Origin of the sequence: Roseibium porphyridii (assembly GCF_026191725.2) — a bacterium.
In the GTDB taxonomy this organism is placed as follows: Bacteria; Pseudomonadota; Alphaproteobacteria; order Rhizobiales; family Stappiaceae; genus Roseibium; species Roseibium porphyridii.
In genome coordinates this window covers 3,352,655-3,364,990 of sequence record NZ_CP120863.1, presented here as the reverse complement: position 1 = coordinate 3,364,990, position 12,336 = coordinate 3,352,655, and the positions used below count along the sequence as shown (strand labels likewise).

Here is a 12,336-nt window from a genome sequence, read left to right as displayed (position 1 = left end):
AAAAAAACAAACGGATCAAACGTTTCATGCAGGAAAGTTCCGCATTTCGAGCCGAGAGGTTCCTGAAATCCTATCCACCGAAAGCCGCTCAGTTGATCGTCACGATTTATGGCGACATCGTAGAACCTCGTGGTGGCGTATTGTGGATGGGTGACCTGATCAGTTTGTGCAGCGGTTTTGGCGTCAATGAATCTCTTGTCCGCACAGCCGTTTCACGTCTCGTTTCAAAAGGTCAGTTGTCCGGTGAACGCGATGGCCGACGCAGCTTTTATGCGCTCACGGAAGAGGCACGAAACGAATATCACCTGGCAGCTGACTTGTTTTTCGGGCCGAGCGACAAAGACTGTGATTGGATTATCTCCATTTGCTCTGTTCCGGCTGAACAGGAGAAGCTTCTGAGAGGAGGGTTTGTCAGTCTGGGGGGAAGCGTTTTCATCGCGGCCGATCGACGTGACCGCCCGCTTAACGACGTCTCGTTCCGCTCGTCAGCGGTGGATCCGAAAAGCAAGTCTTTTCGAGCGCTGCTGAGATCTTCGTTTAAGCTGGATGAACTGAGCGTTGAGTACAGTGAATTCGCGAAGCGATATCAACCAATGAACACAGTATTGAAGAAGGCGCTGTCCGCTCAGGAAGCGTTATTGTGCCGCCTTGCTCTTGTCCATGACTATCGTGCCATACGCTTTCGCGACCCCAGACTGCCACCTGAAGCGCTCCCCAAAGACTGGCCGGGAAACGAAGCTCACAAGCTCTTCGCGATCCTTTATGCGGGTCTTTCGCAGGCAGCTGACAACTTCATTGGGCAGCACCTCATGAATCAGGCAGGCCTCTTGGACGCCGTTCCAGCATCCATCAGATCGAGACTGGAAACGATCTCTGCAAGAATTTGACACCTGGAGTTTGGCGGAAATCCGCGATTGGATCTAAAAGCATCACATTTTTTTCCAGAATGAACTTTTTCTGTGATGCATTGTGCGCTATCCTGACGCATCTTCAACATGACGAGAGGAGGCGTCATGTATGCGCAAATGGTGAAAACCGATACGACCAAGGTACTTGATCTATCGGAAATGTCGGCAGAAGAACGTGCGTTTCAGGAACGTATCGACCGCGGTGAAAAGATCGAACCAACGGATTGGATGCCGGAAGGGTATCGCAAGACCCTGATACGACAAATCGGTCAGCATGCGCATTCAGAGATTGTTGGTCAGCTTCCAGAAGGCAATTGGATTACGCGCGCTCCGACGCTGGAGCGCAAGGCCATCCTGCTTGCAAAGGTACAGGACGAGGCCGGACACGGTCTTTATCTTTACTGCGCGGCCGAAACCCTCGGTGTCAGCAGGGATGAGCTGATAGAACTCCTCCACGCCGGCAAGATGAAATACTCCTCGATCTTTAATTATCCGACGTTGACATGGGCCGATATCGGAGCTGTCGGTTGGTTGGTGGACGGTGCTGCAATCATGAACCAGGTCCCGCTTCAGCGCACTTCCTTCGGACCTTATTCGCGTGCCATGATCCGTATCTGTAAAGAGGAAAGTTTCCATCAACGCCAAGGCTACGACATCATGATGAAGATGGCCGGCGGGAACGAGGCGCAAAGGCGCATGGCGCAGGATGCACTCGACAGATTTTGGTATCCCTCCTTGATGATGTTCGGCCCCTCGGACAAAGAGTCCGTTCACTCTGCTCAATCCATGGTCTGGAAAATCAAGATCAATACCAATGATGAGCTTCGGCAAAAATTTGTCGATCAGACCGTCCCGCAAGCGCAGTATCTGGGCCTCACGGTTCCCGATGAGCATTTGACGTGGAACGAGGAAAAGGGCGGCTATGACTTTTCCGAACCTGATTGGAGTGAGTTCTTTGAAGTGCTCAAAGGCAACGGGCCGTGCAATCGGGAACGTATGGCAGCGCGGGTAAAGGCATGGGAAGACGGCGCATGGGTACGCGATGCGCTGATGGCTCACGCCGATAAGCATGAAGCTGCAAGAACAGCCGCGGAGTGAACCTAATGACTGATTTTAACATTGCCGAATTGAATGTTGCCCGGCTGAAACATGACATCAACGATCCGCGAATTTCTGATTTCGTGCGAAACCTGAACCGGATCAACTTCGCTGCCGAGCGCAGTGAAGGCTTTGTCTGGCGGCTCAAGGACGAGGCAGGCACGTCAGTTGCGATGTCCGCTGAAAATGACCCGATGGTTATTCCGAACCTGTCCGTTTGGACTGACGTCAAGTCGTTGGAAAACTTTGTCTTTAAGACGGTTCACAAACGGTTTTACGAACGACGCGCCGAATGGTTCAGCGTGATGGAAAAAATGCACTTTGTTATGTGGTTCGTGCCAACCGGGCACCGACCTTCGCTCGAAGAAGCCTGGGACCGGCTGAACCATCTCAACACGCATGGCGCTTCCGATCACGCATTCGGTTGGGAGCATATTGAAGATGCAAGTCTGTGGCGAACTGCAAGGTGCACATCGTCAGCGGCCTGAGCGATATTCCAGGGAGACGTAAACATGAAAAAGGAATGGCCGCTCTGGGAAGTGTTCATTCGAGGTCAGCACGGCCTCAATCATCGCCATGTCGGATCGCTCCACGCGCCCGATGCTGAAATGGCGATCAAAAATGCGCGCGATGTTTACACACGGCGCAAGGAAGGCGTCAGTATTTGGGTTGTCGCGTCATCACAAATCACAGCGTCAGATCCCGGATCCAAAGATGCCTTGTTCGAACCGTCCATCGACAAGATCTACAGGCATCCAAGCTTTTACGACATTCCTGATGACGTCGGAAAAATGTGATGACCGATACAGGCGATAATATCGCAAACGATATATTCTTTGACTGGCTTTTGCGGCGCGGTGACACTGCTCTCGTGCTTGGTCACAGAGTGTCGGAATGGTGCGGCCATTCTCCCGTTTTGGAAGAAGATATCGCGCTCGCGAATATCGCGCTCGATTTAATCGGGCAGGCGAGACTTTGGCTGTCATTGGCAGGAGAAGTGGAAGGCAAAGGGCGCGGCGAGAACGAACTTGCCTATTTGCGAGATGCCTGGGACTTCCGAAATCTGTTGTTGGCAGAACAACCAAATGGCGATTTCGGTCAGACCATGATGCGACAGTTTCTTATCGACGCTTATCAGGCGCAATTGTTGAAAGCTCTTGCAAAGTCCGCTGATGAACGTGTCGCTGAAATTGCGGTGAAAGCCGGTAAGGAAGTGGACTATCACCTCGACAGGTCAGCAGATCTGGTCATCAGGCTTGGTGATGGCACCGCAGAGAGCAGACAGCGAATGCAAATGGCCGTAGAAATTCTATGGCCTTATTCGGGAGAAATGTTCATCGGTGACGCCGTCGATCAGGCAGCGGCTGCGGCAAAAGTCGCTCCTTCACCTGAAGATCTCCGGCCCGATTGGGTATCGACCGTTGATGCAGTCTTCACTGCAGCGACTTTGTCAAAGCCAGAGACGGACTTTGCTCATACCGGAGGTCTGACCGGCCGTCATTCAGAGCATCTCGGACACATTCTGGCTGACATGCAGTTTCTGCAAAGAGCCTATCCGGGCGCTACCTGGTAAAGCCCATGCACGTTCCCACGCAAACGGTTTGGAGATGGTTGTCTGAAGTTCCGGACCCTGAAATCCCTGTCCTGTCGCTAACCGATCTTGGCGTAATTCGAGATGTTCGATGGGACGAGGGCATGTTGGTCGTTACCGTAACGCCGACCTACACAGGTTGTCCCGCGACAGCCGTTATCAATCTCGATATCGAAACCAAACTGCGGTCCAACGGAATTGAGAACCTGCGCCTGGAACAGCGTATCAGTCCGGCCTGGACGACGGCCTGGCTCAGTCCGGAAGGTCGTGAAAAACTCCGAAAATATGGCATTGCGCCACCAGTTGAAGGCACCGCGAATACCGGACGGATATCAAGATTGTCCAGCAAGAAAGCTTTGGTTGTTGCGTGTCCACGCTGCGGTTCTGACAAAACGGAAAAGATCAGCCAATTCGGTTCTACACCTTGTAAAGCTGCCTATCGGTGCCGGTCCTGCCTGGAGCCATTCGACTATTTCAAATGCCACTAGAACGATGGGCGGTCGTTGCAGGTCAGCTCAGCCTACTGTCATCACAACTCCAGGGAGGAACTAGATGTCGAGGTTTCACGCCCTCACGGTAACCGAAGTCGCACCCGAGACACGGGACGCAGTCGTGGTAACCCTGAGACCCCAAACAGGGGATGAGGAGGTTTTTCACTTTTCTCAAGGTCAATATCTGACGTTCCGACGAGACTTTGACGGTCACGAAGTGCGGCGTTGTTATTCAATATGCACCGGTACGGAAGATGGTGATCTGAAGGTCGGCATAAAGCGCGTCGACGGTGGCGCTTTTTCGTGTTGGGCAAATGAAGATCTGAAACCCGGCGATACCATAGAGGCGATGCCCCCTCGTGGCAGTTTCCATTCCGAGATTGATCCTGATGAAGCGAAATTCTATTTCGGCTTTGCCGGCGGTTCGGGAATAACGCCGATACTGTCGATTATCAAAACGGTGCTGGCCCGTGAGCCGGAAGCTCAATTCACGCTCGTCTACGCCAATCGTCAGGTTTCCTCGATCATGTTCCGAGAAGACCTTGAAGACTTGAAAAACCTCTATCTCGGCAGACTTCAAATCATTCACATTCTCAAGAATGACGGTCAGGATACGGAGTTGTTCTCAGGGCGCATTGACAAGGAAAAGCTCGAAGACTTGTTTCAGAACGTGGTTGATCCGCAAGATATCGACCAGGCGTTCCTGTGCGGACCTCACGGAATGATGGAAACCGTAAGTGAGGCCCTGAAAAACCACGGGGTCGAAAACGGCCGGATCAAGCAGGAACTCTTCAAATCCGATCAACCCGGGCGTTTGCCTGCCAAACAAAGACCGGCACTTACCGGAAACGAGGCAAAAGAGGCGGATCTCAAGCTGACGCTCGACGGTACGACCCGTGTACTTCACATGGAGCCTGGAGAAACCATTTTGGAAACCGCTCACAGAAACAGTATCGACGCTCCTTATTCGTGTTGCGCAGGCGTCTGCTCCACGTGCCGTGGCAAGCTTCTGGAAGGCGAAGTGGAAATGGCCGCAAACCACGCTCTTGAAGACGACGAAATCCGGGACGGATACATTTTGACCTGCCAATCCAGGCCCTTGTCAAAACGATTGGTGCTCACTTACGACGCCTGATCCGCGGAAAACATGGGCGCAATGGCCGGGTAGCGGCCAATCTTTCAAAGAACTGGAAGTGATTTCATGACGGTGGTTTCTCACAATGTCCGCGACCTTGAGAGTTTTCTCAGCGGTTCTTGGCGAAGTGGAAAAGGCGAGGGCAAGTTGCTTGTTGATGCAGCGACCAGTCAGCCTGTTGCTCGCATCAACGCAGACGGCCTCGATTTGTCTGAGGCGCTCAACTATGGGCGCAGCAAGGGTGGTGCCGCTCTTGGCAAAATGACCTTTCATGAGCGGGCGCTGATGCTCAAAAGTCTTGCGCAGATACTCATGGAGAAGAAAGAAATCTTCTACCAGGAGAGTTTTGCAACTGGCGCAACGCGCAAGGACAGCTGGATTGATATTGAAGGCGGCATCGGAACGTTGTTTGCCTATTCCTCAAAGGCGCGCCGGGAAATGCCGAACACGCGCGTTTTTACGGAGGGAGCAATTGAGCCGCTCTCGCGTGACAGCACATTTTCAGGTCAGCATATCCTTTCGCCGTTGAAGGGAATCGCAGTCCATATCAACGCCTATAACTTTCCTTGCTGGGGAATGTTGGAGAAGATTGCACCTTCACTGATTGCCGGTGTGCCTTGTCTCGTAAAACCGGCCAGCCAAACCGCCTACCTCACGGAACTCATGGTCAGGCACATTCTGGCAGCCGATATACTTCCAGAAGGAGCTCTTCAGCTGCTCTGTGGCTCAGCGAACGACCTTGTGGACCATGTGACGGGACAAGATGTTGTGACGTTCACCGGGTCTGCGGCGACTGGTCAGATGTTGCGTCAAAATCCGTCAATGGTTCGTAATTCGACGCGGTTTTCAATGGAAGCCGACAGCCTTAATGCAGCTGTGCTAGGATCGGATGCAAAGGCGGGGGAACCCGAGTTCGATCTTTTCGTCAAGGAAGTGGCTCGGGAGGTGACCGTCAAAGCGGGGCAAAAATGCACCGCGATCCGTCGGGTCATTGTCCCTCGTGACGCTGCTGAAGCTGTAAGTGACGCCTTGAAGGCTCGCTTTGAAAAACTGAGAATTGGGGACCCAAGAGATGACACCGTCACCATGGGGCCCCTCGCATCTGCCGGTCAAAGAGACGAGGTCCAATCGCGCGTCGAAGAATTGAGGACGGAGGCGGAAACTGTCTACGGCGGTTCGTGCAGTATTCCGGAAAAGGGAGCTTTCGAAGCTCCGGTCCTACTTTATTGCGACAGACCCTTGGCTTCAGAAGCCATCCACGCCGTTGAGGCCTTTGGACCTGTGGCAACGCTCATGCCATATGACACGATTGAAGACGCTGTCGCGCTCACCCACAAAGGCAAGGGGTCTCTTGTCGCTTCGTTGTTTACAAATGACCCAGCGATTGCCGAAGAAATGGTGCTCGGAATGGCACCGTTTCACGGTCGGGTCCTGATTGGAAATCGGCAGAGTGCAAAAACGTCAACCGGTCACGGCTCTCCGTTGCCAATGCTCGTGCATGGCGGTCCGGGCCGGGCAGGCGGCGGGGAAGAACTTGGTGGCTTGAGATCCGTCAAACACTTTATGCAAAGAACCGCCATTCAAGGTGCTCCAAATCTTCTTGGCGCCGTGACTGGACGATGGGTTGCCGGGTCAAACGGCAGAACCGAGAGCCGCCATCCTTTCAGGAAGTCTCTTGCCGAACTCAAAATCGGCGATCAACTCGTCACCAGGGAGCGGACGGTTTCTCTTGAAGATATCGAACACTTTGCGGAATTCACCGGAGATACCTTCTATGCCCACATGAACGAGGCAGCGGCTAAACGCAATCCATTTTTTGAAGGCCGCGTTGCGCATGGTTACCTGATTGTCTCATTTGCAGCCGGGTTGTTTGTTGAGCCGCAAGAAGGGCCCGTTCTTGCGAACTATGGCGTCGACAACCTGCGTTTCCTTACACCTGTCAATGCCGGGGATGCCTTGAAGGTCCAATTGACGGCCAAGGAAATATCGCCGCGCATCTCAGCCGACTATGGCGAAGTTCGTTGGGATTGCCTCGTCTCCAATCAGAACGACGAACCTGTTGCGCAATACGATGTCCTCACCCTGGTCGCCAAGGAGTGGCCGTCCTCCTCGTAGCCAATGAACGCAAGATTTGGATCGCTCGTCATTCTGGCGGGCGATCGTTTGTTTTTAGTCCTTTGGCCTATTGTCGACGACCCGTTTTGCTTTGCCGGCAGACCGTTCAATCTTGCCTGGTTCCGCTACATCGATTTGGGCGGACACACCAATGACGCTCTTGATATGGTGGCCCAGCTCTTTGGCGGCAGCGCTTCTTTGCTCAGATGATGCAGCGCCGGGCAGGGCTTCAACATGCACCGTCATGACATCGAGTCTGTTGTGCTTCGTCAGTTCAATCTGAAAGTGCGGCGACAGACCCTCGCATTTCAGCAACTGTTCTTCGATCTGTGTTGGAAAGACGTTGACACCTCTGAGGATGATCATGTCATCGGAACGGCCCGTGACCTTTTCCATCCTTCGCATCGAGCGTGCGGTCCCTGGAAGAAGACGGGTTAGATCCCGCGTCCGATACCGCACCATCGGCAAACCCTCCTTGGTCAGAGTGGTAAATACCAACTCACCGATTTCACCGTCAGGCATCACGTTCCCGGTTACGGGATCGATGATCTCCGGGTAGAAGTGGTCCTCCCAGATGTGCAGCCCGTCCTTTGTCTCTACACATTCATTGGCAACGCCAGGCCCGAGGATCTCCGACAAACCGTAGATATCGACCGCATGCATGTCGAAGGCGTCTTGGATTTCCAGTCGCATGGCGTTGGTCCAGGGTTCGGCTCCAAAAATACCAACAGCAAGGGAGCTTTCTCTCGGGTCAATGCCTTCGCGGCGAAATTCATCCAGGATCGACAGAAGGTACGAGGGCGTGACCATGATAATCCGAGGCTTGAAATCCTGGATCAAGGTCACCTGGCGTTCGGTCATGCCCCCTGAAACAGGCACCACCGTGCACCCCATTTTCTCCGCGCCGTAATGCGCGCCGAGCCCACCTGTGAAAAGACCGTATCCGTAGGCAATATGGATGATGTCACCAGGACGCCCCCCGGAAGCTTTGATCGAGCGCGCGACAAGCTGCGCCCACATCTCAATATCATTGGCAGTATATCCGACGACTGTTGGTTTGCCGGTCGTGCCTGAGGAGGCATGAATGCGCGAAATCTTTTCTCGGGGCACTGCAAAGAGACCAAACGGATAATTGTCTCTAAGGTCAGATTTGGTGGTGAAGGGAAACTTCGATAAATCTGCTAGCTGTTTGAGATCAGATGGATGAACACCTTTTGCATCGAACCGTTGTTTGAACAGCGGCACGTTCTCATACGCATGAGCGAGCGACCATTGCAGCCGTTTTAATTGCAGCGCGGATATCTCGTCTCTTGATGCCGTTTCGATAGGCTCAAGATCGCCAGGGCGTGGGGCCAGGTTTTCCATGTTTCTCTCCCTTGGAACGCTGAACAATCTGCGCTCACATTAGTCTGGCAAAATGGTGCCTTTGGTCGTCCTTGAGTTGCCGCGAAATTCCGCAATAACATCATCGTGCTGGTTTCGAACCGTCACGTCGTAAAGCCCTGATCGACCGGAACGGGACCTTTCGACTGCGCTTGCGGTCAACCGGTCGCCGAGGCGCGCTGGCGCCAGAAATGTAACGTCACAGTGCTGAGCAACCGTCACTTGATTGTATGTATTGCAGGCAAAGGCAAATGCGCTGTCGGCAAGCGTGAAGATGTAGCCGCCGTGGCAAATGCCGTGCCCATTGGTCATGGTTTCAGAGACTGACATCGACAGCTCGGACTTTCCCAGACCTACACTATCAAGGGCCATACCGAGACTTTGAGAAGCCGTATCTTGCGACCACATGCGATCGGCGCATGCTCGTGCGAGTTCTTCGGGGGACATACGCATCTCCGGCTGCTAGCTCATGATCCTGAAAAACGGGCAGGGCGCTTTTCAAGAAAAGCAGAAACGCCTTCTCGATAATCTGCAGTCCTGCCGGCTTGTCTTTGCGCATCCCGCTCGGCATCCAGCTGCTGGTCAAGAGACTGAACCGCAGCGTCCTGGATGAGTTGCTTCGTCAGCGCCAATCCGGTGGTCGCGCCTGCCGCGAAATGCGCGGCAAGTTTTTCAGCTTCCGGGTGTAGTTCTGCATCCGGATAAGTTTTCCAAATGAGACCCCATTCCGCAGCTGTGTCTGCATTGAGCGGTTCACCGGTCATTGCAAGGGCCTTAGCTCTTGCTTCGCCGATCAATTTCGGCAGCAACCAGGTGCCGCCTGAATCGGGCACGAGACCTATTTTCGAAAATGCCTGAATGAAACGCGCCGACCGTGCCGCAAGCACGATATCGCAGGCCAGCGCAATGTTGGCACCGGCACCTGCCGCGACCCCGTTTACCGCACACACGATCGGCTTCGGCATTGACCGGATTTCGCGGATGAGTGGGTTATACAGGTTTTCGAGGGTCAGACCGAGATCAGGAGCCGCGCTTCCATCACGCATGTCTCGGTCGGAAAGATCCTGACCAGCGCAAAAGCCTCGACCGGCTCCCGTCAACAGGATGCACCTTATCCCGTCGTTTTGACGTGCTGACTTCATATGCTGAAGCAGCGATTTGTGCATTCCTTCATTGAAGGCGTTCAAACGGTCGGGCCGATTGAGGGTGAGCAAAAGTGCGCCGTCCCGCTCTTCCGCGATCACCGTTTCTGTTTCCGACATGCGCCCTCCCAAAGCGTCACATGTTTTTGCAAAATGAACAGATACTTGTGACATTAATGCACGGAGTAACGTTTCGGTCAAAGCCTGAATCGGTGTTTTTTACCGTCCTCCGACGAACCACGGCACCAAATCAACGTGTGATCTGCCGAGACTTCCCCGACGAAAGGAACTCAATCTAAGAAATTGATTCAGTGGATGTTTACTTTAGTCGCCAATAGTTGGCTCCAAAGTACGGGGCAGCGTCAGGACCTCATGTTTAATCGTAAAACCACCGCTGAAGAAATTGCTCTCGACATCCCGTTGGAGCTCGAGGAAGGGCCACCGCCTGTTGCCTACAAACGCGTTCTTCAGATCCTTTCTATCAGTGCTGCAGCATTTTTAGCCTGGGCTGCGATAGGACAGGTGCGTGAAGTCGCCAAGGCGAGTGGTGAAATTGCACCTGCCGGCAAAGTCCAGACCGTCGGGCATCTCGAAGGTGGTATTGTTGCCGAAGTTTTGGTTCAGGAGGGACAGCTGGTTGACCAGGGAACACCTTTGGTGCGCCTCACGGAAACCGCTACTTCCAGCGATCTTGAACGGGTGCAGACAAGACTACGATTCTTGGCAACTGAAGAACAACGCCTTGCTACCAACACGTCGCGAGAGCAATCCTCAGGACTGCGTTTGGGGGATGGGGTATCTTTTTCCGAGGCCCAGCAAGCGGCTTTGATCGCACAACAAAGGGCATTCGAGCAGGAGCAACAGGCTCTGATGGCCCGCGTCAGCGAGAAGGAAGCTGAACTTTCAAGCGTGGTGGAGCGGATCGGGTTGCAAGAGACCCAAATCGAGATCGAACAGGAGAAGTTCGAGATCCAGCAATCACTCTTCGATCAGGGCTACACGTCCAAGCGACGTTTTCTTGATGCCAAGTCGTCACTTCAAAATGCGCAGAGTTCGCTCAGTGAATTGAGCGGTATGAAAGGCCGCGTCGAAGCGCAATTGAGAGAAGCAAAGGCGGGGTTGCAAAGATCAGTCGCTGTCGCCGAAGAAGAACTGGCAGAGGAAAGAAGCCGCGTTGTCCAGGAGCGCAATGAGCTGTCCTTCGAGGCAGAAAAACAGAAAGATCGGTTCGATCGTTTGTTCGTTCGTGCTCCTGCTTCCGGTCACATCAAAGCGCTCTATCTGAAGGGACCGGGCAGTGTTTTGGCGCCGGGCGATGTTGTTGCAGAAATCGTTCCGAGCGACAGCGAGCTTGTAGCCGATGTGCGGATATCGCCGCGTGATATCGGCCATGTTGAGGTTGGCGACGAGGCGGAGATTGCAGTCACGACCTTTGATCCAAACATTCAAGGGACATTGAAAGGGGAAGTGTCTGTCATCTCTGCTTCCAGCTTCCGGGATGAATATGGAAACTACTATTTCAAGGCAACGATACCTCTGACGTCCAACCAGATTGGAGCGGGCTCGCGTGCGGAAACGATTTCTCCGGGAATGGTGGTCGACGCAAAAATCGTCACAGGGTCCAAATCCGTACTTCAATACATGCTGAAGCCCGTCACACGCGCAATCGGTGACCCACTCAGTGAACGGTAAAATACTCTAACTTGGAAAGCGTCTTTGCTCGATTATGTCGGCAGCGAGAGCATTCATCTTGATTGCAGGTAGTTTTATGCCATCAAGGATTTCGAAGTATTCATTGGACACTTCGTGGAAACCTAAATATTTATAGAATTGTTTGGCCGAATGACTACTGTTCAGTACTGTTAGTTCGACCATATTTTTCGGGTCATGCTCTTTGATTGCTCCAAGGAGTAGTTTCGCGCCAATCCCCCTTCTTTGAAAGTCAGGCAACACATAGAAACCCCAAAGGTAAGTGGTTGCATGCCGGGCTGCTGATATTACGCTTCCACACAACAAGTTCTGTTGTTTGGCAAACAGAACTCTTTCGTCTTTGCTCGGAACCAAGCCCGCTAAGTCGTGTTCCATCAAGAGACTCAACAGCTGGGAAGTTACCGTTGCGCCGAGCTCTTTTTCGTAGGTTTCAAGCCAGCAGGTCTTGATCAACGCTCGCAAGTCTTTCCGGTCCTTGGGACACATCTGTCTGACTATCAAAGAAATATCGGTTGTCATTGTTTGAATTGTTCTTCGCCAGGAATTTCTGGAGCAATGGCCGATGCGATAACAGGAATTCTTGGTGACGGCGGACCACCAAAAAGATCACCTGAAATGAATTGACGAGTTGGCACCAGATTAATTCTAAGGTCTTTCTCATGGCCAGATACTGCGCTCGTTTCACAGCATAACTGCATTCCGGCACAGGGCACATGTGTGGCCACCTGGGACAATCTTAAATACGAAGAAGCCCCGCCATTTC

General features: G+C 53.1%; 13 protein-coding genes. 9 read left to right on the top strand and 4 right to left on the bottom strand.

Going from position 1 to position 12,336, the window contains the following annotated elements; translation table 11 throughout:
- Positions 1 to 26: 26 nt before the first annotated feature.
- From K1718_RS15650 to paaZ, 8 genes are all read left to right on the top strand, one after another.
- Positions 27 to 887 (top strand): PaaX family transcriptional regulator, encoded by an 861-nt coding sequence (locus K1718_RS15650; RefSeq protein ID WP_265681657.1) that lies wholly within the window; start codon positions 27 to 29, stop codon positions 885 to 887.
- 126 nt (positions 888 to 1,013) lie between these two features.
- On the top strand, positions 1,014 to 2,006 hold the full coding sequence (paaA, locus tag K1718_RS15645; protein WP_265681659.1) for a 1,2-phenylacetyl-CoA epoxidase subunit PaaA: 993 nt from the start codon (positions 1,014 to 1,016) through the stop codon (positions 2,004 to 2,006).
- A gap of 5 nt (positions 2,007 to 2,011) precedes the next feature.
- Positions 2,012 to 2,494, top strand: a complete 483-nt coding sequence (locus tag K1718_RS15640) for a DUF3291 domain-containing protein (RefSeq protein ID WP_265681662.1) — start codon at positions 2,012 to 2,014, stop codon at positions 2,492 to 2,494.
- 24 nt (positions 2,495 to 2,518) lie between these two features.
- Positions 2,519 to 2,803 carry a 1,2-phenylacetyl-CoA epoxidase subunit PaaB gene (gene paaB / locus K1718_RS15635; protein ID WP_265681664.1) on the top strand — a complete coding sequence of 95 codons (285 nt, stop codon included), beginning with the start codon at positions 2,519 to 2,521 and terminating at the stop codon, positions 2,801 to 2,803.
- Positions 2,803 to 3,579: a 1,2-phenylacetyl-CoA epoxidase subunit PaaC gene (gene paaC, locus K1718_RS15630; protein ID WP_265681665.1), complete on the top strand. Its 777-nt coding sequence runs from the start codon at positions 2,803 to 2,805 to the stop codon at positions 3,577 to 3,579. Before paaB ends, paaC begins: the two co-directional genes overlap by 1 nt.
- A gap of 5 nt (positions 3,580 to 3,584) precedes the next feature.
- Positions 3,585 to 4,085, top strand: a complete 501-nt coding sequence (gene paaD, locus K1718_RS15625) for a 1,2-phenylacetyl-CoA epoxidase subunit PaaD (protein ID WP_265681666.1) — start codon at positions 3,585 to 3,587, stop codon at positions 4,083 to 4,085.
- A 64-nt stretch (positions 4,086 to 4,149) separates the two neighbouring features.
- Complete coding sequence (gene paaE, locus K1718_RS15620) at positions 4,150 to 5,223, top strand: 1,2-phenylacetyl-CoA epoxidase subunit PaaE (protein WP_152501830.1); 1,074 nt, start codon at positions 4,150 to 4,152, stop codon at positions 5,221 to 5,223.
- A 66-nt stretch (positions 5,224 to 5,289) separates the two neighbouring features.
- On the top strand, positions 5,290 to 7,338 hold the full coding sequence (gene paaZ / locus K1718_RS15615) for a phenylacetic acid degradation bifunctional protein PaaZ (protein ID WP_265681668.1): 2,049 nt from the start codon (positions 5,290 to 5,292) through the stop codon (positions 7,336 to 7,338).
- 54 nt (positions 7,339 to 7,392) lie between these two features.
- Here paaZ and paaK read toward each other — a convergent pair whose 3' ends face one another.
- The 3 genes from paaK to paaG are packed head-to-tail and all read right to left on the bottom strand — an operon-like array spanning position 7,393 to position 9,983.
- Entirely contained in the window at positions 7,393 to 8,703 is a 1,311-nt protein-coding gene (paaK, locus tag K1718_RS15610; protein ID WP_265681669.1) for a phenylacetate--CoA ligase PaaK, read from the bottom strand.
- Between the two features lie 39 nt (positions 8,704 to 8,742).
- A complete protein-coding gene (gene paaI / locus K1718_RS15605) occupies positions 8,743 to 9,168 on the bottom strand; it encodes a hydroxyphenylacetyl-CoA thioesterase PaaI (protein ID WP_265681671.1) in 426 nt (141 codons plus the stop codon).
- 20 nt (positions 9,169 to 9,188) lie between these two features.
- Positions 9,189 to 9,983, bottom strand: a complete 795-nt coding sequence (paaG, locus tag K1718_RS15600) for a 2-(1,2-epoxy-1,2-dihydrophenyl)acetyl-CoA isomerase PaaG (protein ID WP_265681673.1) — start codon at positions 9,981 to 9,983, stop codon at positions 9,189 to 9,191.
- Positions 9,984 to 10,235: 252 nt separating this feature from the next.
- On the opposite strand from paaG, the gene K1718_RS15595 reads away from it, so the two are divergent.
- Positions 10,236 to 11,555, top strand: a complete 1,320-nt coding sequence (locus K1718_RS15595) for an HlyD family type I secretion periplasmic adaptor subunit (protein ID WP_265681675.1) — start codon at positions 10,236 to 10,238, stop codon at positions 11,553 to 11,555.
- Positions 11,556 to 11,561: 6 nt separating this feature from the next.
- On the opposite strand, the gene K1718_RS15590 is transcribed toward K1718_RS15595, so the two are convergent.
- Entirely contained in the window at positions 11,562 to 12,092 is a 531-nt protein-coding gene (locus K1718_RS15590) for a GNAT family N-acetyltransferase (RefSeq protein WP_265681676.1), read from the bottom strand.
- Positions 12,093 to 12,336: the final 244 nt, after the last annotated feature.